General features: G+C 42.8%; 22 protein-coding genes and 1 pseudogene. 14 read left to right on the forward strand and 9 right to left on the reverse strand.

All coding sequences use genetic code 11. From position 1 onward, the window contains the following. Positions 1-132: 132 nt before the first annotated feature. Positions 133-456 (forward strand): helix-turn-helix domain-containing protein, encoded by a 324-nt coding sequence (locus O9332_RS11240; RefSeq protein WP_288025516.1) that lies wholly within the window; start codon positions 133-135, stop codon positions 454-456. Here O9332_RS11240 and secF read toward each other — a convergent pair. The 3 genes from secF to O9332_RS11255 form a co-directional block, all read right to left on the reverse strand. Then, on the reverse strand, positions 453-1,385 hold the full coding sequence (gene secF / locus O9332_RS11245) for a protein translocase subunit SecF (RefSeq protein ID WP_002763140.1): 933 nt from the start codon (positions 1,383-1,385) through the stop codon (positions 453-455). The two genes, O9332_RS11240 and secF, sit on opposite strands and share 4 nt — an antisense overlap. Before the next feature lie 121 nt (positions 1,386-1,506). Continuing rightward, positions 1,507-2,913: a protein translocase subunit SecD gene (gene secD / locus O9332_RS11250; RefSeq protein ID WP_288025518.1), complete on the reverse strand. Its 1,407-nt coding sequence runs from the start codon at positions 2,911-2,913 to the stop codon at positions 1,507-1,509. Between the two features lie 26 nt (positions 2,914-2,939). Continuing rightward, positions 2,940-3,923 (reverse strand): alpha-ketoacid dehydrogenase subunit beta, encoded by a 984-nt coding sequence (locus O9332_RS11255; protein WP_002752113.1) that lies wholly within the window; start codon positions 3,921-3,923, stop codon positions 2,940-2,942. Between the two features lie 357 nt (positions 3,924-4,280). On the opposite strand from O9332_RS11255, the gene O9332_RS11260 reads away from it, so the two are divergent. From O9332_RS11260 to O9332_RS11290, 7 genes are all read left to right on the forward strand, one after another. Continuing rightward, positions 4,281-5,849, forward strand: coding sequence for a YcjF family protein (locus O9332_RS11260; protein WP_002763151.1), 1,569 nt, complete (start codon positions 4,281-4,283; stop codon positions 5,847-5,849). An 80-nt stretch (positions 5,850-5,929) separates the two neighbouring features. Further along, entirely contained in the window at positions 5,930-6,526 is a 597-nt protein-coding gene (yqeK, locus tag O9332_RS11265; RefSeq protein ID WP_002763152.1) for a bis(5'-nucleosyl)-tetraphosphatase (symmetrical) YqeK, read from the forward strand. Positions 6,527-6,581: 55 nt separating this feature from the next. Then, the gene (rsfS, locus tag O9332_RS11270) at positions 6,582-6,986 is read left to right on the forward strand and encodes a ribosome silencing factor (RefSeq protein WP_002752120.1); all 405 of its coding nucleotides are present in this window, start codon (positions 6,582-6,584) and stop codon (positions 6,984-6,986) included. A 5-nt stretch (positions 6,987-6,991) separates the two neighbouring features. Continuing rightward, on the forward strand, positions 6,992-7,495 hold the full coding sequence (locus tag O9332_RS11275) for a CGLD27 family protein (protein ID WP_002763155.1): 504 nt from the start codon (positions 6,992-6,994) through the stop codon (positions 7,493-7,495). Positions 7,496-7,517: 22 nt separating this feature from the next. Then, positions 7,518-8,471 carry an asparaginase gene (locus tag O9332_RS11280; RefSeq protein WP_002763157.1) on the forward strand — a complete coding sequence of 318 codons (954 nt, stop codon included), beginning with the start codon at positions 7,518-7,520 and terminating at the stop codon, positions 8,469-8,471. Positions 8,472-8,583: 112 nt separating this feature from the next. After that, positions 8,584-8,844, forward strand: coding sequence for a hypothetical protein (locus O9332_RS11285; RefSeq protein ID WP_002763159.1), 261 nt, complete (start codon positions 8,584-8,586; stop codon positions 8,842-8,844). Continuing rightward, on the forward strand, positions 8,844-9,110 hold the full coding sequence (locus O9332_RS11290) for a type II toxin-antitoxin system YafQ family toxin (RefSeq protein WP_002763162.1): 267 nt from the start codon (positions 8,844-8,846) through the stop codon (positions 9,108-9,110). The genes O9332_RS11285 and O9332_RS11290 overlap by 1 nt, the downstream gene beginning before the upstream one ends. Before the next feature lie 193 nt (positions 9,111-9,303). On the opposite strand, the gene O9332_RS11295 is transcribed toward O9332_RS11290, so the two are convergent. Next, positions 9,304-10,170: a PEP-CTERM sorting domain-containing protein gene (locus O9332_RS11295; RefSeq protein WP_002763164.1), complete on the reverse strand. Its 867-nt coding sequence runs from the start codon at positions 10,168-10,170 to the stop codon at positions 9,304-9,306. A 221-nt stretch (positions 10,171-10,391) separates the two neighbouring features. Between O9332_RS11295 and O9332_RS11300 the strand changes: the two genes are divergently transcribed. The 4 genes and pseudogenes from O9332_RS11300 (at position 10,392) to O9332_RS11310 (ending at position 13,045) form a co-directional block, all read left to right on the forward strand. Next, the gene (locus O9332_RS11300) at positions 10,392-10,886 is read left to right on the forward strand and encodes a helix-turn-helix domain-containing protein (RefSeq protein ID WP_002763166.1); all 495 of its coding nucleotides are present in this window, start codon (positions 10,392-10,394) and stop codon (positions 10,884-10,886) included. A 442-nt stretch (positions 10,887-11,328) separates the two neighbouring features. Further along, positions 11,329-11,418 (forward strand): annotated as a pseudogene (locus O9332_RS28045) (divergent PAP2 family protein); the annotation flags it as partial. 44 nt (positions 11,419-11,462) lie between these two features. Continuing rightward, positions 11,463-12,620, forward strand: a complete 1,158-nt coding sequence (locus O9332_RS11305) for an AAA family ATPase (RefSeq protein ID WP_288025526.1) — start codon at positions 11,463-11,465, stop codon at positions 12,618-12,620. A 2-nt stretch (positions 12,621-12,622) separates the two neighbouring features. Beyond that, positions 12,623-13,045, forward strand: coding sequence for a DUF3226 domain-containing protein (locus O9332_RS11310; RefSeq protein ID WP_288025529.1), 423 nt, complete (start codon positions 12,623-12,625; stop codon positions 13,043-13,045). A 249-nt stretch (positions 13,046-13,294) separates the two neighbouring features. Here the strand turns inward: O9332_RS11310 and O9332_RS11315 are convergent, their stop codons facing one another. From O9332_RS11315 to O9332_RS11335, 5 genes are all read right to left on the reverse strand, one after another. After that, positions 13,295-15,148: a peptidoglycan D,D-transpeptidase FtsI family protein gene (locus tag O9332_RS11315; RefSeq protein ID WP_288025532.1), complete on the reverse strand. Its 1,854-nt coding sequence runs from the start codon at positions 15,146-15,148 to the stop codon at positions 13,295-13,297. Positions 15,149-15,497: 349 nt separating this feature from the next. Further along, a complete protein-coding gene (locus tag O9332_RS11320) occupies positions 15,498-16,055 on the reverse strand; it encodes a hypothetical protein (RefSeq protein WP_147070522.1) in 558 nt (185 codons plus the stop codon). Positions 16,056-16,348: 293 nt separating this feature from the next. Continuing rightward, entirely contained in the window at positions 16,349-17,713 is a 1,365-nt protein-coding gene (locus O9332_RS11325; RefSeq protein WP_288025537.1) for a GTP-binding protein, read from the reverse strand. A 194-nt stretch (positions 17,714-17,907) separates the two neighbouring features. Then, on the reverse strand, positions 17,908-18,372 hold the full coding sequence (gene folK, locus O9332_RS11330; RefSeq protein ID WP_052588148.1) for a 2-amino-4-hydroxy-6-hydroxymethyldihydropteridine diphosphokinase: 465 nt from the start codon (positions 18,370-18,372) through the stop codon (positions 17,908-17,910). Next, positions 18,369-19,139 (reverse strand): sirohydrochlorin chelatase, encoded by a 771-nt coding sequence (locus tag O9332_RS11335; RefSeq protein ID WP_502846647.1) that lies wholly within the window; start codon positions 19,137-19,139, stop codon positions 18,369-18,371. The genes folK and O9332_RS11335 overlap by 4 nt, the downstream gene beginning before the upstream one ends. Before the next feature lie 235 nt (positions 19,140-19,374). On the opposite strand from O9332_RS11335, the gene O9332_RS11340 reads away from it, so the two are divergent. Beyond that, a complete protein-coding gene (locus tag O9332_RS11340) occupies positions 19,375-19,674 on the forward strand; it encodes a type II toxin-antitoxin system HigB family toxin (RefSeq protein WP_002763191.1) in 300 nt (99 codons plus the stop codon). Next, positions 19,661-20,056 carry a helix-turn-helix domain-containing protein gene (locus O9332_RS11345; protein WP_002763195.1) on the forward strand — a complete coding sequence of 132 codons (396 nt, stop codon included), beginning with the start codon at positions 19,661-19,663 and terminating at the stop codon, positions 20,054-20,056. The genes O9332_RS11340 and O9332_RS11345 overlap by 14 nt, the downstream gene beginning before the upstream one ends. The last annotated feature ends 159 nt before the right edge of the window (positions 20,057-20,215 follow it).

The raw sequence follows: 20,215 nt of genomic DNA on the forward strand, positions 1-20,215 counted from the left end.
AGCTTTTCTGGTCGGAACCCCCTAAGCCGAGTTTTCAAGGTGCTGCGCCGTCCACTTGGTTTTCGAGACTGGCCTTTTAATTCTAACGTAAAGCCAACCTAGAACGGCGGGGTTTCAGACCCAAAATTTCCGATGAGTGAAGAACAATTTGAACTGGTACAAGGTAGCGGGAATGTGTACCGCGATTTTGGCGATGTAGATGCGGACGTGCGACAAGCGAAAGCACTGCTTGCTGCTGAAATTATCAAGCTTCTGGAGAAGGAAGACTTATCAACCTGCGATGCTCAAGTGCGAACTGGAATTAATCACAGTGAATTTGTCCAGATTCGCCGTGCTAATTTGGGACGCTTTACTATTGACCGTTTGATCTCAATTTTGGGTCGTCTCAATCAACAGGTTGAAATTACTATTACGACCCATCCAAGAACCACTGATTCTTCACCAATGGCATCCTAACTGTAATTGAGTGTGGGTCGATGGGAACGACCGCGCCACCAAGCTAGTAGGGTACTAGCGATAAAAATACTCGAATAGGCCCCGGCTACGAAACCAATAATTAAAGCTAGGGCAAAATATTTTAAGGTCGTGCCACCAAAGAGAAAAATCGCCACCAGAGGCAATAAAGTGGTCAGGGTGGTATTAATCGAACGAGTTAGGGTTTGACTGACCGCGTTATCGACAATTTCATCCACGGATAATTCGGGGGTATTGACAAAATTTTCCCGCACGCGATCATAAATTACCACTGTGTCATTAACAGAAAAGCCCACAATTGTCAAGAGGGAAACCAAAAATAAACTATCCACTTCTACCCCCGCAATTAAGCCTAAAACCGCAAAGACCCCTAAAGTGATCAAAACGTCGTGCAGCAGGGCGACAATGGCGAAAAAAGCGTAATCCCGTTGAAAACGGAAGCTTAGATAGACAGCAATGCCAAAAAATGACACTAATAAAGCTAAAAATCCCGACCTAAATAATTCTTGACCGATGGTGGGACCGACTGTATCGATTTGACTGGTTTCGGGGTCAAAGGCGCCGATTTTCTGGTTTAAGGTGTCGAGTAATTTCGTTCTCTGTTCTTCTGCCAGGGTTTTAGTCCGCACGGATAAAGTATATTTATCCAACACCTGCACACTACTGTTACCCAATCCTTCCTCGTCTAAAATTGCTTGCACTTCGGCAGTAGTTAAGGGTTTCTCACAGTTATTCTTTTTGGCACAGGCTAATTCTATCTGAATTCTCGTACCACCAACAAAATCTAAACTCGGTCGCAAAGGCGCTTGAATAGTGAACCAAGAAATTACCATGGCCAAAATACTACCAATCGTCAGCAGGGCCGAGACTGTCCACCAAAAATTACGCTGTTTTGTAACGTTAAATGCCATATTGATTAAGTAAAAAGTAAAAAGGAAAAAGGAATTTGGGGAGTAGGGAGTGGCAATCGGTGGGTTACGGCGAATATGAAATTATTGGTTAACAGCATAACTTGTCGTCGCCTAACCCACCCTACTGATTTACCGGTAAATTGGGGCAGAAAAGTTGGGGTTTTTGGCGAATGCTAGGGACGTTTAACACGGTGATTAACAGGAGAGTGCGACTACAGGTTAAAGCGGTAAACATACTCACAGCTACCCCAATGGCTAAAGTTAAAGCAAAACCTTTGACTAATCCTGAACCCAACCAAAATAAGGCAGCACAGGCGATTAAAGTAGTGACATTACTATCAAGAATACTGGAAAAAGCCCGATAAAATCCCGACTCTACTGCCCGAAATAGGGATTTTCCGGCCCTTAATTCCTCCCGGGTACGCTCAAAAATTAGTACATTTGCATCGACTGCCATGCCGATACTGAGGATAAATCCAGCAATACCGGGTAACGTCATGGTGACTCCCACTAGGGCAAAAGCCCCCAGAGAAAGAATAGTATAGATAATCAGGGAAACATCGGCAATAATACCGGGTAAACGGTAATAAACCGCCATGAAGATTAAAACTAACAGTAAACCCACTAAACCAGCGTAGATACTGCGACGGATACTATCCTGGCCTAAAGTTGCCCCGACGGTGCGAATTTCTTCCACTTTAACGGGGAAAGGTAGAGAACCACCGCGCAATTGAATCGCTAGATCGTTGGCAGTTTCGGCGGTAAAATTACCAGTAATCACGGCCCGGCCTCCTGTAATTCCCGTTTGGGCAAACTGCACATCAACCACAGGGGCGCTAATTAATTCATTATCGAGGAAAATCCCAATACTGCGACCAGTACCTGCGATCGCTTTAGTCAGTTCGGCAAATTTATTGCCCCCTTCCGAATCGAAAGTAATGGCCACTTCCCAGTTAGTGCCTTGGGTGGAACTAATAGTGGCATTTTGCAGATTTTTTCCAGTTAAGTCCACCGATTCAAATAAATTTAAAATCGCCTCTTTAGATTTTTGCAGAGATTGTTCTAGTTCGGCAATTTTAGCGGCATTTTCGGGTTTATTCTCGGCTTTGAGGGCGGCTAATTCCGCTTTTTTTTGTTGAAAAATTGAATATTCAGCCCGGAATTCTCCTTCTGTACCTTGTTTTTGCTGACGAAATTCTAATTGGGCCTGAACATTTAGGTTTCTCTCAGCTTCTTTGGGATTTGTGACCCCGGGTAGTTGCACGATTACCTGATTTTTACTGTCCACAGTCTGCACTAATGATTCAGAAACACCGAGGGCATTAACGCGATTTTCAATCACATTTTGTACGGCTTTTAAATCATTAGGTTGAATGGTTGTGACGGTTTCCGTGGGTTTAACCTGAATGGTTAATTGACTACCACCGCGCAGGTCTAAACCTAATTGTAGGGGTAACTTAATCAGGACGAAGATCGAGGCAATAACCAGACCGATGATCAGTAACAATAACCAATTTTGTCTCTGCATAACTTCAGTATCAAAAGGAGAATTTTTTAAATGCGATCGCCAACCATTTTTTGGACAGCTTCGACAATTTGATTAGGTTGAATAATCGTCAATCTTTCTAGATTACCGTTATAAGGTGTGGGGATATCTTGGGAAGATAATCTTAACACGGGGGCATCTAATTCATCGAATAACTGCTCGTTAATTAAAGCAATTAACTCGGAAGCAATTCCTGCCGTTTTCATACATTCTTCCACGATAATCACCCTGTGAGTCTTGCGAATCGAAGCGGCGATCGTCTCCATATCAAAGGGTTTCAGGGAAATTAAATCGATAATTTCTGGATCATAGCCATCTTTTTCTAACTGTTTTAATGCCTGTAAACAGTGATGACGCATCCGCGAATAGGTGAGAATGGTGATATCTTCTCCCTTGCGAACGATTTCGGCTTTATCGAGGGGTAAAAGATACTCGGTATCAGGTAAATTTTCCTTGAGATTATAGAGAAGAACGTGTTCAAAGAAAAGCACGGGGTTATTATCTCTAATCGCCGATTTTAATAAACCTTTGGCGTTGTAAGGAGTGGAACAAGCGACAATTTTTAGTCCGGGTACCGCGTGAAAATAGGCCTCTAAACGTTGGGAATGTTCCGCCCCTAATTGTCTCCCCACACCCCCCGGACCGCGGATAACCATGGGGATTTTAAAATTACCGCCGGAAGTATAACGTAACATCCCGGCATTGTTGGCAATTTGGTTAAAGGCAAGCAGAAGAAAACCCATATTCATGCCTTCAATAATCGGACGCAATCCCGTCATGGCTGCCCCCACTGCCATGCCCGTAAAACTATTTTCAGCGATGGGAGTATCTAAAACCCTTAAATCGCCATATTTTTTGTAGAGATCTTTGGTAACTTTGTAGGAACCGCCGTAATGACCCACATCTTCACCTAAAACAAATACTGTCTGGTCGCGGCCCATTTCCTCATCGATCGCCTGTCGCAAAGCATTAAATAATAGGGTTTCTGCCATATCAAGTCCCCGCTTACAATTCGGTCATCTTATCACTAAACTTATTATCTTACCCCTTTTCTGGCCCGAAGGGAGAGGGAATTATGAATTATGAATTATGAAGTGGGGAGGTGGGGAGAGGGAATTATGAATTATGAATTATGAATTATGAATTATGAAGTGGGTAGATAGGGAGTAGGTAGGTGGAGGACGTAGGTTGGGTTGAAGCATGAAACCCAACGCCCGATTATGTTACGCTACTGCTCCTATAAATAATTGTGTCTCCCTACTTCATAGATAATAGTCTATTCTAGTTCCCGACAATCGGCCGGCAAAGAACTAAGATCAAGATCAAGCAATCCCCTACCGTTAAAGCTGATGAAATTACCCCGTCTTGCCGCTTTAATCATTGGTCTGAGCTTTATTTTCGGATTAATGTTGTGGTTAGTCAACTCTATCTATCGTCTTTACATCCAGATCGCCTTTACTGCTCCTATCTTAGCTAATATTCTGCTTTTGCTGATTATCGGACTGCTGGGCTTGCTAATATACGTTCTTTTGTACTACTTTTATCTGCTGCCCCAGCAGCAAAAAAGTCGCCGCGGGTTGCGTTCTTCCTCCCGTCCACCCCTAAAATTACCGGTAGAAAAAACCGAGGCCGCTGGGGAAACCTTAAAAGCTATCCGGCAACAAGTGGAGCAAATTCAAGATAAAGTAACCCAACAGGTTTTTATTAAGCGTTCCCAAGAAATTGAGCGAAGTTTAGCCAGAAAAGAAGTTAAAATCATCGTTTTCGGTACGGGATCGGCGGGAAAAACCTCCCTAATTAACGCCCTCATCGGTCAAATGGTGGGCAATGTGGAGGCAACCATGGGAACCACGGAAAAAGGGGAAACCTATAGTTTAAAAATGAAAGGTGTGAATCGGGAAATTCAAATTACCGATACCCCCGGCATTCTCGAAATTGGTGCAGCCGGAGGTCAAAGGGAACAGTTAGCGCGACAATTAGCCACGGAAGCAGATTTACTTTTATTTGTCATTGATAACGATATTCGACAATCGGAATACGCCCCTTTATTGCGTTTAATTGATATTGGTAAACGTTCTCTCTTAGTCTTTAATAAAATCGATCTCTATAGCGATGAAGATCGAGACATTATTTTAAAACAATTACGAGAACGTCTAAAAGGAGTGATTCTTTCAGCCGATATTATTGCCGTCGCCGCTAATCCCCAACCAGTACAGTTAACCGGGGGACAAATGATCACACCAGAACCGGATATTTTAGCTTTAATTAAACGTTTGGCTTCAGTTTTACGGGCCGAAGGGGAGGATTTAGTGGCAGATAATATCCTCTTACAATCCCAAAGATTGGGGGAAGAAGCTAGGAAAATTATCGATCGCCAACGTCGTCGCCAAGCTGATAAAATTATCGATCGCTATCAGTGGATCGGTGCGGGAGTGATTGCTGTGACTCCCTTACCAGTGTTCGATCTGTTAGCAACGGCGGCGGTTAATGCTCAAATGGTCAGGGAAATTGGTCAAGTTTATGGCTGTGAAATTAACAGCGATCGAGGCAAGGAATTGGCTCTATCTTTGGGCAAAACTCTAGTTAGTTTGGGAGTAGTGAAAGGAGCAGTAGAATTATTAGCCAGAATCCTACAGTTAAATTTTACTACCTATATAGTCGGTAAGGCAATTCAAGGGGTCAGTGCCGCCTATTTAACCCGCATTGCCGGCAAAAGTTTTATTGAATATTTCCGTCAGGATCAAGACTGGGGTGACGGTGGTATGACGGAAGTGGTACAAAGACAATTTCAACTCAGTCGCAAGGAAGAATTTATTAAGTCTTTTGTGGCCGATGCGATCGGTAAAGTGGTACAACCTTTTCAGGATGATTGGCAGCAAGAAGAAGTTTTAGAAGCTAGTTGCGAGGATGATTGGTAAAGATCGAACCCGGGAGCAATAGGCAAAATTGTATAGTAATTGTTACAATCGTTTTGGGGTTCCACAAGGGCAAAAAAAAGATGCGACAGCAAGTTATCGACTGGTTAAAAGAAAACGTCAACGAACACCGTCTGCGACATATTCTCGGTGTGGAGACCATGTGTATTGATTTAGCTCGTCATCACGATCTCGATCCCGTCCAAGCAGGGCAAGCGGGATTACTACACGATCTGGCTAAATTTTTCAAGCCCAAAAAACTGCTAAAAATGGCGGAATCGGCGGGAATAGACGTGGATAATATCTGTTTATCCCATCCCCACTTACTCCACGCCGATGTGAGTGCAGTTGTCGCCCAAAAAGAATTTAACGTTACCGACGAGGAAATTCTCGAAGCAATTCGCAATCATACCCTCGGTAAACCCAATATGAGCGATCTTAGCTGTATAGTCTTTATTGCCGATGCCTTGGAACCCAATCGCGGCGATACACCCGAATTAAACGCCCTACGACAACTCAGCTATCAAAATCTCCATAAAAGCGTTCAACAAACCTGCGATTATTCCCTAAAATATCTTTTAAGTAGCCATTGTCCCATTCATCCCCGCACCGTGCTAACCCGCAACTGGGCGTTACAAATTGTTAAAGAACAACCAACAGAAACTAAAACCATTGATTAACATAATCTCAAGACTCGCTTACAACCACCTCAGCCAAAGGATAACCACAACCTGAATGACCAATCCCACTGGAATTATTACCCCCATCGCCGAAAATCTCAAGACCGAAAAATTTCTAGAGACAATTGTCACCGCTGCCGAGGACAAGAAAGCGGGGGACATCGCCATCCTGAAAGTCGCCGATATCTGTTATTTAACCGATTATTTTCTGATTATTACCGGCTATTCTACCACTCAAGTGCGAGCGATCGAGGATGCGATCGAAGCTGCTATGGAACTAGAATGGCAACAATCCCCCCGACAAGTGGAAGGAAAAAGCGAAGGTAGCTGGATCCTGATGGATTATGGCGATATCATTGTCCATATCTTTTTACCAAAAGAGCGAGAATTTTATAATTTAGAAGCATTTTGGGGTCATGCTCAACGGATTCCTCTACCTAGCGACCATTTGGAGGAGTAGAATCCATGAAATCCTCCCTTGATTTCTGTCCCGTCCCGGAAGAACAGCAACCGGTTAACGAGTACGAACAATTAAAAGAATCTTGGTTTTTCCGTTGGGCGACGCTAGATGTAGCCTCTTATACAAAAAAAATTGTCTGGTTATGGTTATGGACATGGTTAATTGTCGGACCGATTGCCGCCGCTAGTTTTCCCCTCAAAAAAGCCCCTTTTCTCTTCTTCTGCGCGGGGATTTTTGGCTCGACAATTTTGGTAGGATTGGTGTTATTGCGCTTGTATTTAGGCTGGATCTACGTCTATGATCGCTTGCAATCGGAGAAAGTATTTTATGAAGAGTCGGGCTGGTACGATGGCCAAATCTGGACAAAAACCGCCGCCATTTTAACCCGCGATCGTTTAATCGTCTCCTATCAAATCCAGCCCATTCTCCAGCGTTTACAAAAAACCGCCCTGATTCTAGGGGCAATTGTCGCTATCAGTGGTCTTTTTTGGCTATTTTTCACTCACTAACCGCAACCAATCACCAATCTGAATGAATAGGGTAAAACGTTCACCAACCCACCGCTTAGAAATTCATCTCCTCCGGGAAGGTATTATTGAATCGGTTCATAATGTCGAGGCCGCTATTTGCGATGACCGCGGCCGGGTATTATCCACCGCCGGCAGCGCCGAAACTAGCGCCTTTATTCGTTCGGCCCTGAAACCTTTTCAAGCACTGGCTGTCATCAGTACCGCCACCCTCGAACGCTACGATCTCAACGATAAGGATCTAGCCATTATCTGTAGTTCTCACCAAGGCACGGTGGAACACGCCCGTCAAGTCTTTAATATTCTCTGGCGCGCCGATATCGATCCTAATGCCCTGCAATGTCCCCTCCCCGAAGGTAAACCCAGTCGCCTCCAGTACAATTGTTCTGGTAAACACGCCGGGATGTTAGCGGTGTGTCAACAGCGTGGCTGGCCGTTAAATAGCTATCTGCGGCGCTCTAGTCCGATACAGAAGCTAATTCTCAGCAAAATTGCCGAATTATTGGGGATGCCGGGGGATGAATTAATCAGCGCCCACGATGACTGCGGCGCGCCCACCTATTCAATGCAGTTGGGGCAAATGGCCCATCTCTACGCCCAGTTAGCCTCTGGCAACCGTTTAGACTTAGAAAGAATCGTCCGGGCGATGACCTATCATCCCCGCATGGTAGCAGGAGAAGGGGCTTTTGACACGGAATTAATGCAGGTTAGCCAAGGGGAAATCGTCAGTAAAGCCGGGGCCGAAGGGATTCAATGTATCGGGCGCGTCGGCGAAGGTTTAGGATTAGCAATTAAAGCCCTAGATGGTTCCAAACGGGCTAAATATGCCGCCGCTTTGCAAATTCTCAAACAGTTAGGCTGGATTACTCCCAATGTGGCCGAATCTCTCTCGGAAAAATTCCTCAAAATCGGCAGTTATACCCGCTTGGAAGTGGTGGGAGAAATGGCTTTATTGTAAATAGTGGGTTGACCAAGGGTAACACATCAAAAACTTTTCTTTTTGGTGTGTTAGGGCAGTATTTGAATCTTGATTTTTTTCCTCAAAAACTGAACTTCGGAGTACAATACAGATGACTAAATTAATTCAAGAAACTTTCGAGCAAATTGCACTGCTTTCTGAAGAACAACAAGATAGCCTAGCAACCTATCTAAAAAAACACCTAGCTGAATTTTTAGAAGAAGCGGAAAAAGAACGACGAATTGCAGAAGGGACTTATACCATAAGTGATTTTAACGAAAAAACTCAACAAGCTATTCAGAATATTGAAGAGCAAAAAAACTTAACTGTTTGCCAAGATCAAGTTGAACTGTATCAGCAGCTAGGAATTTAATGTTATTACCCATTTTTGAAAATCGCTTTAAGAAAGATATTAAACGACTGCAAAAACGGGGAAAAGATATGACCAAACTGAAAAATGTCATTGATAAATTACTTCAAAAGCAAGAACTAGAACCTAAATACAAAGATCACGCTTTGATGGGAAACTGGAATGGATATAGGGATTGTCACCTAGAACCAGACTGGCTTTTAATTTATAAAATCACAGACACCCATCTTTTTTTAGTGCGCTCTGGTTCCCATGGGGATTTATTTTAATATTCGGTCAATCGTTTAAGTAGAGCTTGCTGAATACAAATGTAAGCTCTGCTAGAAAAGGGTTTTGAGCTTTTTTTCCAAAAAAGTGCCAGGAACAAACGTTGAGAAATCGCTCCGAGAGACTCAAAACCCTTGTACTTTTTTCGGCGAACGCAAAGTAATCAAAGAGCGATAACACCAGTTAATGGGCAATTTAACCTATTTTTGTGGTTTCTTTTTCGATAGAATGATTGCGTTTAACTTGACGTTTTATTGTCGCACCAACACCGAGTATTCCTAGAGAAAAGAGTCCTAAAGTTGAAGTGGGTTCGGGAATGGTTTCTACTTCTATATCTAAAGAACTTGATACATTGACATCGTTGGTTCCACTCTCTATAAAACTGGAGTCTGGCAGTATATTTTCTGGAAAAACAAACGAAATCGTATCATTAGTTAGATCTAATGAAAGATTAGATCTATACACAACTGGTAACTGTCCTTGAAGATCAGTGAATATAGCTGATAACCAATCATTAATATCACTGCCTGGTAATTCGCTAAATAAAAACTGGGAACTGGCAAACACGTTTTCAGAGGGTGTATTAAAACCTAATGAAGCCAGAAATATAGATTCATTTCCACTACCATCCAAACCAGATAATACTGAAGCTAACTCTATATATTCACCATCGATTTGCCCCTCTTTTGCTTTTTGCTTTTTAACTGCTTTTAATTTAGTTGTTTGTCCAGTGTCGTCTAGCAACTTCTCAAATTTTTTTACGTTAGGTGGAAAAATGAGCTTATTTCCCTCCTGCTCGAGGGGGGGTAAAGTGAATGGTTCCCCTACTTGAAAAGCGTTATTAATTAGGGTTGCCTTCCCAGTGGAAGTTGTGCCTTTTGGAATCGTTACCACCACATTTTTTGTTTTTCCGTCCTTAAGAGTGATTCGGATGATAATTTTCCCAGCTTTAGAAGGAGTTCCTGTAGTTAGCTCTATATCTGCGAGTGCTTGATCAGCAAACACCAGTAATGTGGATATAGTAACCATAATAGTTGCCAAATTTTTAAGTGAGCGTTTCATGAAAGTTCCTTTTTTCTGGTTGAAAATATCTAAATAAATGCTTTGTCGAAATGTTAAGGCATTTATTTAGGGTGGGCAGATTTACTTTGGTAATATAAACACCCTAAAGTTAACTTTCAAGACCCATAAAAGCCCCATAAAGAAATATAAAGACACTAAATTGGCATTTTGCGGTATAATGTCAAGCAATCCTGACTTAACTCCCCGTTTAAAATCATCCTATGAACTCCTTCGATATTCAATCTTTTATAATAACTATTGATGAGCTTGTTTTCTCCCATACAGGAGAACATTTAGACGATCTTCAGCATGAAATCTTAGAGGGAGTCGTCAATCATCAAAAATACGCCGAAATCGCTCAAAAAAATCATCGTTCTCAGAAATATATCAAGGAAACAGCAGGTAAATTATGGAAAACCTTATCAGAAATATTAGGACAGGAAGTCAGTAAGGCTAACATTAAATCGAGTTTACAAAGATATTGTTATTCTAATTTCTCTAACTCTAGTAATATTAAAGACGTTATACAAATCAATAGCGGTAATTTTTGTACTGGAAAAGAGAACAGTGAATTACCCTCATCTAAAATTTATCAACAAGCTAAATTAGAAACCATTCCCGAATTAATCAAAGAAGGATTAACTATAGAACAAATTGCTAGAGTTTTAAAACTTCCCCTAGAATTAGTGCGATCGCAATTAGAAGAATTTGAGTAACTCCCCAGCAACATCACTTATAATATAGTTATCTTATTATTACCCTGAGCCGATCTGAAAGTGAATTTTATTTTAGAACCAAGCGAGGAAAGAGATTATAATCTTTCTATTCCTTCTCTCCCGGTTGTATTAATGAAGGACATCATCTCGAAGAAGCTTTGAGCAATATTCAAGAAGCTATGGAACTTTGTCTTGAATTATAGGAAAAAGAAAGACGAATTGCAGAAGGTAATTATACCATAAGCGATTTTAACCAAAAAACTCAACAAGTCATTCAGAATATTGAAGAACAAAAAACCTTAACTGTTTGCAAGGATGAGGTTGAACTATATCGGCAGCTAGGAATTTATTGTCATTAATCTCTAGAGTCAGCGATTCCCTCTGTAGTCATGTTTTTGCTGGTTTTCTGCCCCGAAACCAGCTATAATGCTCGAAAGGTGAAAAGGGACTAAAAGCGCTGATTGAGTTAATCTGTGATGGCAAGGTGAGTCTGCGCTATCTAGTCTCGTCGGGGGCTTTGGCTACTGGGGTTGAGATAAACTAGATTTAATAACTGAAAATCCGGGGTAATCACTCATGTTACAATCCCTAAAAATTGAAGGCTTTCGCGGGTTTCAGAATTTTGAGATGGCCAATCTTGGTCGAATTAATCTCTTAGTGGGTAAAAATAATAGCGGTAAAACTTCTATTTTAGAAGCGATTCAGTTTTTGTATGCTCAGAATAATATAGATATATTTTTTGAAACTATTAGCTATAGAGGTGAGTTTGGTTGGTCAGAAAGTAATCTACCTAGTCGCACTAAAGTTTTTGAAATTTGTCATTTATTTCCTGGGCATGAAATCATCCCAAGTAAAAAAATTATCATCAGTGGATATGGCAAATCCTATCTAGCAAGTGTTACCATTTCTGTTGAAAGCATTCCTATACAAACATCTTCATTTACAGACAAAAATGATGATATAAATCAAAATAATGATAACAATTTCGACAATGAGGAATGGGGTAAACTTATTTTAAGTATTGGATGGATTGGCTCACAAAAACCTATTGAACTGGAACTTCTTGCCAACGGTACTCTTGCCAGAGATTCCACAAGAAGAATGGCTAGTTTAAGCAGAATTTCCCATAAAATAGGTATTGATAATAAAATTGAATTGAAGTTCTTAACACCATTTTCTCTAACAAGTTCTGATATGGCAGCACTTTTTGATAACATTGTTCTCTCTCCTTTAGAAGATTTAATTATTGAATCTTTGAAAATTATTGAGCCAAAAATTGAAAGGATAGCTAGTATTGGTTCTGGCAAGTACTTAATTTCAAACAACCTAGGTGTTAGAGGTGGGTTTGTAATCAAAATTAAAAATCATGATCAACCTATCCCTATTGGCAGTTTAGGCGATGGATTTTGGCGAATGTTAGGATTAGTTTTAGCAATGGTTAATCTTGAAAATGGAATTTTATTAGTTGATGAAATTGATAGCGGATTGCATTTTACTGTCATGACTGATATGTGGAAAGTCGTCTGGGAAACCGCCAAAAAACTCAATATTCAGGTATTTGCCACCACTCACAGCCGCGATTGTTGGCAAAGTTTAGCCGAATTAATTACCGAAGAAAAAATTACCGATAACGAGATTACTATTCAAAGGATAGATAGGGAAAAAAGCCAATCTGTAATCTTTGATCCAGAAGAAATTGTTATTGCTGCTACAAGTAATCTTGAGGTGCGGTAACAATGCCTAAAATAGAGACAAAAAAGTTATTAGTGGAAGGTGCAGAGGAATTGAGAGTTATTCCCCAATTAATGGCAGCAAATGGAGTTACTTGGAATAGAGGGGAAGAACCATTGAATATCATAAATTGTGATGGTGTTGAAAATTTACTAAAACCTAAATATATCTCTACGCAACTAAAAACTCCTAACGGACTAACTCATTTAGGAATTATTATGGATGCGGACGAAGAACCTGATAATCGTTGGAAAAGTTTATATAATGCCTGTTTACCAAATATACCTAGCTTACCTCAAAATTTACCAGCAGCGGGATTAATTATGACTCTAGAATCGGGGATAAAATTCGGTGTGTGGATGATGCCAGATAATCAATCTAGAGGGATGTTAGAGACTTTTTTAGCCTATTTAGGGCTTGCTGAATAATGGTAAAACCCTTTTAAAATAAGGCTTTTGACCTGTTAAAATCCGATGTTAGTGCCAAAAAATCGGATTGGGACCATCAAAAACCTGGCATTATCCTTATTATAGTACATGGGTTGGTACAAAAAAGAGAGGGCAACAAAGCCTGAAACTCCCGACGACCGGCTACTGACGACCGACTCCTGACTCCTAACCCCACCAACAAACTTTTTCAGCAAACCCTAAATAAAGCCTCTTTCAAAAAGACTTAAATTAATCGTGCCGCGGGGGTTTATTGGTCGCAGAACCCGCCGGAACGACCTTGGAGGTGGGGGGGATACCTTTGAGGGAAATGAGCGTATTCATCACCGTTTTTGCCACAGGAGCGGCAACAGTGGAGCCAAAAGTATTGGCACCCTTGGGTTCATCCACCACCACCAAAACCACATAACGGGGCGATTCGATCGGTAAAATCGCCACAAAACTGGTAATTTTGGCGTTAGGTAGATAACCCCCCGTCGGACTAGCTTTTTGTGCGGTTCCCGTTTTGCCTCCGATGCGATAACCGGGGATTTGGGCCGCTACCCCCGTCCCCTTGCTGACGACGGTTTCCATCATTTCCACCACTTGCCGGGCCACGGTGGGAGAAAAGACTTTTTTGCTGGGATAATCGGGCTGCCAGTGCAAACGGCCGCGGTCGTCGGCTAATCCTTTGATCACATGGGGAGTCACCAGGGTGCCACCATTGGCCAGCGCACCGTGCAATTGTACTAATTTTAAAGGCGTTAGGGATAAACCTTGACCAAAGGAAGCGGTGGCCGATTCAATGGCATTATCCAGAAATTCTTGTTCGGGTTTGAGATATCCTGATACTTCTCCGGGTAAATCTACACCAACCCTTTGATTTATGTCCAATCCTAATAAACTTTTATAGAAATCAACTCGCCCCATTTTTTGGGCAATTTGCACCATGGCCACGTTACTAGAGGTTTGTAGGACTCGGGCCATATCTAGCGCCCCATAACCCTGTTTAGAGGCATTTTTAATCGTCCAGGGACCGACAGTAATTGCCCCCGGATCATTGACTACCGTACTAGCTTTAATTGCCCCCGCTTCCATGGCCATGGCGACAATAATTGGTTTAAAAGTTGACCCCGGTTCGTACTGATCGGCTACGGTCCAATTTTTAAATAGAGCCACATTGGCTTTATAGTATTCGTTGGGGTTAAAAGTTGGCTCACAAACTAGGGCTAAAAGAGAACCATCAAGGGAGTCCATGACGATGACGGCTCCCCGTTTAGCATTAAATTTTTTTAGCTGTTCTCGTAGGGCCGTCCGCGCCGCTCTTTGTAGTTTTAAATCGAGGGTTACTTCTAACTGTAATTCATCAAATTGAAAGATACCATGGGGAACAAAAGCTGGTAAAATTCGCCCGTCTCCCATGCGTCTTGTATTGACAGAAAAGGGATCTCTTTCTAATAACTGACTGGAACCTCTCTCTAATCCTGCTTGACCACGATGTTCTTTATCTACATAGCCAATCACGTCGGCTGCCACATCGTCTTGGGGATAATAACGAGCGTACTTTTCCTCTAATTCTACACCGTCAAGAGATAATTGTTTTAAGCCCCTAGCCACGGATTCGGTTAATTGATTGGCTAAACGAATTCCTGTTTCTTTTTCTTTAAATTTTTGAATCAGTTGATTACTGGGAATATTTAATAAAGGAGCTAATTTATCAGCCACTTCTGCCGGCGGAATCGCAAACAGTTTTGGGTGTACATAAAGAGTATAAATCAAGCGATCGGTCGCCAAAACATTACCATTACTATCGACGATCGCCCGTCGGGGAATATAGGGTCTAATACTGGTAGTTTGCTGTTGTCTGGCTCTTTTTTGCAATTCCTGTCCTTGTACTATTTGCAGTTGGTACAATCGCCAAGCTAAACCCACAATACCCATGACTAAAATCAACCACACCGCCACCAATCGCCCGTTACTCAAAGGCAAATTTTTTAAGTTTTTTTGCCGTTTTTTGGCGTTTAAATAGGACTTTCTGTCCTGGAACCTGCCAGAGGGCGATCGAGTTTTTTTACCTCTAAATCTGGGTCTTTTTGTGTCAGTCATGAGCAGTATCTTTCAGTAATCAGTAAGCAGTAAGCAGTAATCAGTAAGCAGTAATCAGTGAGCAGTAAACAGTAAACAGTGAGCAGTAAACAGTAAACAGTAAACAGTAAACAGTACACTTAAAAACTCACATCTGATAACTGTTAACTTACCCACTGATAACTGATAAGTGGGTGGGTGGAATTAAATATAAGATGAACGTAGGTTGGGTTGAAGCATGAAACCCAACGCCCGATTATGTTACGCTACCGCTAACCCATCCTACACATAATTGTGCCTCCCCACTTAACTGATAACTGCTAACTGTTAACTTCCCCACTGATAACTGTTAACTGTTAACTGATAACTGTTAATAGGCACTTCTCGGTCGAGAATTGACGGTAGATTGGGGTTGAGAAGCGTTGGCCGGTTTCAGGTTAGGGGCAGATTTACGCTGTAAAAAGATAGTTTGGAAGGGTTGGGGATGAGTTAATCCGGTTTCGGGTTTTTCTGCTTGTTGAGCTAGTTGATGTTTAAGGGTTTCATTGGTGGCCAAAAGATGGCGCTCGTGACGTTGCAGTGTTTCCAGTTTACCAAATTCTTTGTCCCAAACCTTGGGAATATATACCGTCCAAGCATATATTCCCAGAGTCGAACCCAACAGACAAAAAGTAATCACGGCCACTATTCTTTCTAGGAGACAAAGGGAACGTAATTGACGCGAGGCTAATTGTTTTTGTGTCGGGGCCACGGGAACTCTCGCCACCGATTTAGTCGTCGGTTTGACGGTGGGAGTCGGGGAGGATTGAGTAACTGGTTTAGTAGTCGGGTTGGGGGAAGTTACCCGCGACTGGGGACGACGTTGACTCCCTTGGCTTTTTTGGCGAGAAACGGGAACGGGAATATAGGACTTATGGGCAGCAGACATGATTTTCTCTCAATATTTCTAGCTAGTTGTCGTTGTCAAAAATTAAGTTTCTAAAATCAGGAGTCGGTCATCAGGAGTCAGTAGTCAGGAGTCGGTCGTCAGTGGTTCGTGTTATGCAATGGACGGGGTGATCAGGGATTTGTCAATTGTTTTCCCTCTAGAACGAACTAATCAATTAAGTCTTTTGCCAGATAAGAATTTAGTCGATTTATGCCATCCGATCGAACCATGCCAAGTAACGAAGAACCATATTTAATTGATCACTGTTGCCTTTTTTCCTTTTTCCTTTAAAATCACTGCTCTAGTTCTAGACGTAAACGATATAAAATAGTTTGCGGATGAACTTGAGCGAGAATTTGATTGATCACCGTACTCGGTCCGGATGCCCCCCAACTACAACCGCGTTCTAGATAGATTTTAGCGGCTTTCCCGATGATATAGGTTCCATAAGCGGCAATTGCTCCCTGTAGGAGAGCGGTACTACCGTAGAGGGTTAAAGAGGTAGGATTTTCAAAAATACTCGCCGCTGCCGCTGCCGTTTTGCCCAAACCGATAATCACAGTGCTGAGGATTTCCCCCACCAGCAACCCCGCACTACTGAAAAGTAGAGTCCGCCAGAGTTGACCAGCTTGGTGACTGGTAATCGGCAAGCCGTACAAACGAGCTAAAGCCCGAACTAGAGTCAAATCGACGATTGAAGCCCCTAGTAGGTCTAAAATAGCGATCGGATTGGCCGCAATCGCTAAAGCCTTATATTTCGCGTATTGCCAGATAATTTCCTCCGCTTGACTGTCCCGGAGTTCCAGGGTTTTTCTAGCGATATTTTCCTCCGCTTCTTGCCCTTGCACTAAAGCATTTAAGGCCAGTAGCGATCGCCCTTCCCGATTTAAAATCGTTAAGAGTTTATCTTGCAGCTCCTCAATTTGGGGGGGAGGGGTTTCCCACTCAGTCACCACGCGCCCATCGGGGTATTCCACCCGGACGGGAATCGGTTGCGGTTCGGCGGCTACCATAACTATCTCATCGCTAGTTAACAAATCTTCTAACGTTTTTTCGTCCCGATTGGTTCCTAATCTCTGTAACTGCTGAAAAATCTGGCGGCGATCGGCTTCCGGATAGAGATCAATCTTATTAAACACCAAAATGATCGGTTTTTTCGCCTGGCGCAATTCTGCCAAGGCCTCGTATTCGGTCCGGGTAATATCCCCCGCGACGATAAATAAAATCAAATCGGCACTTTTAGCGACTTCTCTGGCCATATTCGCCCGCGCTTCCCCTTCAATCTCATCCAATCCGGGGGTATCGATTAATTCTATCTGGATTTTACCCGTGGCTGGTATCCAACGCACCGATCGCGGCCAGCGTGTCACCCCGTGCAGGGGTCCGGTTGCCAGGACTTTTTGACCGACTAAAGCGTTTACCACCGAGGATTTACCGCGACTGACTAACCCGAAGGCTGCCACCCGAATCACTGTTTCATCCAGTTTATCCAAGGCCGATTTTAGGGACTGCAAATCCTGTTTAACGGCGGCCTGAAGTTGGGGATCGGGGGGATAATTCCAATGGCGGCGAAAACTGGCATACCAAGTTAAAGCCTGTTGTAAACTAGCTTTAGCCTGATTGTAATGAGTTTCCTCGAGCGATGGGGTCTTGGTCACGGTTGATTTTTTTACTGTTTATTGATGCTGCTGCCTTTATTGTAGAGTTTCGGGGCGGTAACTGAGACGCGGTTATTTGGGGTGGTGGGGAGGTGGGGAAGTGGGGAAGTGGGGAAGTGGGGAGCAGGAGAGATGGGGGAATTTCAACTAAAACCCTAAAACCCTAAAACCCTAAAACCCCAACACCTAACATCCTACTCCGCCAATCCCAATTGCCCCAATAGCTGAAGGATAGTTTTTCCGGTTACGGGATCTCGCCAATCGGGGGCAATTTCTGCCAGGGGAAGCAGCACGAAGGCCCGTTCTCGGCAGCGGGGATGGGGTATCTGTAATTCGGGCGTTTCTAAGATCAGGTCATCATAAAATATTAAGTCTAAATCGAGGGTACGCGGTCCCCATCTTTCCCGTCGGACTCTCCCGAATAACTGCTCGATTTCTAATAATTTATGCAGTAAATCTAAGGGCGATAAATCCACTTGCACAATGGCGCAACCGTTGAGATAATCGGGCTGAGGAGGGCCGACGGCCGCGGTTTGATACCATTGGGAATGAGCTTCTAGTTTAATTCCTTTGACTCGCTCTAATTCCCCTAAAGCTTGCCCTAAAATTGTCGCTGAATCCCCTAAATTACCGCCTAAAGCGATCGCTGCCCGCTTCATCCACATCCTTCCTCAACAATAATCTCGGCTAATTCCCCCGTCGCCCCCAAAGATTTACCTAAAAATATATTGACATTTGGATGCTTTTGTGATAGTTCAAAAACTTGGGCTTTGATCGCGTCCGTAATTGCACCAGCAAAGAGGAAATAGGGCAGTATAGCGATTTTTTGGCTACCTTGAGCAATTAAACTCTCGATTTGTTGGGATAAACTCGGTTCTATCGACCAATAAGCTGTAATTGCTCCAGAAAACGCCGCTAGATTTTCCACTTCCCGATTACCGCCGGGGCGACGACTACCGTGGGACAGTAAAATGCGGTCTTGGTGGCTTAAATCGGCAAATTGTCGGGATAACAGCGATTTTATGCCCTGATAACTGCCTAAATGGGGCTTTAACTCTAGCTTAATTGGCGATCGCACTTTGGCCACGGCTGCGGGAATATCTTCTTTAACGTGAACCCCCGACAGGAGAAACAGGGGGATAATCTGCAATCGGTTACATCCTTGGCTTTGTGCTTGTTGGGCAAAAGCTTCTATTTGTTGATGGAGAGGTGTTATCGCTAATTCTAGGGCGGCAGTCCCCACTAATACCCGATTATCTGCTTCTAGAACCGCTATAGGTGGGCTAAACTCCGATTTACTCGCCAATCTTTCGGCGGGTTGACTGATTTTTTCTTGAACTAAGGCTGCTAATCGTGTCACCGCCATGGCTGGACGCGGACCGCGACTACCGTGGAAAACCAATAAGTAGGCTGAGGAGGTCTTCAAAGAAATCTTGCCAAAATAGTTTAGTTTTTAGCCTAATACATTTTGTCTCCCTTTAGGCATCAATGCCCCTGATATTCTCGATTTAGCTGGTAAGCGGGAAAACGTCCCCATTGGTGGGAAGTGCTACCATTTTACGCGATGTAAAGTGTGAGCAAATCAGCCCGCCGGCTTGAGTTAGCCTAGATATTGAGATATAATTGCTATTGACAGAAACTGCCAGAGGTATATTTGTATTATGCGGGTAATTAGCCGTCGAATACTTCGCGATTTCTGTATGACCAACGCTAATTCCTGCGAGTCTCTCTATGATTGGTATAGAGTCGCTAGTAAAGCAGAATGGCAAAATCTAATCGATGTGCAAGCCACTTATAAAAGTGCTGAATCTGTTGGTAATTTCACTGTTTTTAACATTAAAGGAAATCACTATCGTCTAATTGTAGATCTAGTTTATAACCGACAGACTATCTATATTAAATATATTCTTACCCACGCCGAGTACGATAAAGAAAATTGGAAAAATGATGCTTACTTTTAATTCTAAAACCTATGGAGAATTACTCGCTCACTATCAACCAAAAGCAATCACCACAGAGGCGGAAAACGAGCGAGCGATCGCAATTGCTCAAGAGTTGGAACATCGCTCGGAACTTAGTTTAGAGGAGGAAGCTTTACTGGAGTTATTGATTAGTTTGATCGAAAGGTTCGAGGCAGATAATTATCCAATTCCTGACAGAAATCCTTTAGCAACTTTACGGCATCTTATAGAAGCTAACGAGATAGAATATCCAGAGCTAATTACTATTTTGGGTTCCCCTGATGCGGTGCAGCAAATAATTAATGGACAACGCAGCATCAATCAGTCAGAAGCTAGGTCTTTGGGAGCATATTTTCGGGTTGATGCCAGTTTATTTACTTGATAAGTAACTAAGGAAAATTAATTAGGGTTTGCTGAAAAAGCTTTTCCTGGGGGCAGGGTGTGGGGTGTGGGGTGTGGGGTGTGGGGTTTTACCCATTTTCAGGGGGTCAATTACCTAATTTTCAGGGAAAAAGTACCTGAATTTTCCCCCCAATCACTC

It is taken from the genome of Microcystis sp. LE19-10.1B (assembly GCF_027530565.1).
Taxonomy (GTDB): Bacteria; Cyanobacteriota; Cyanobacteriia; order Cyanobacteriales; family Microcystaceae; genus Microcystis; species Microcystis aeruginosa.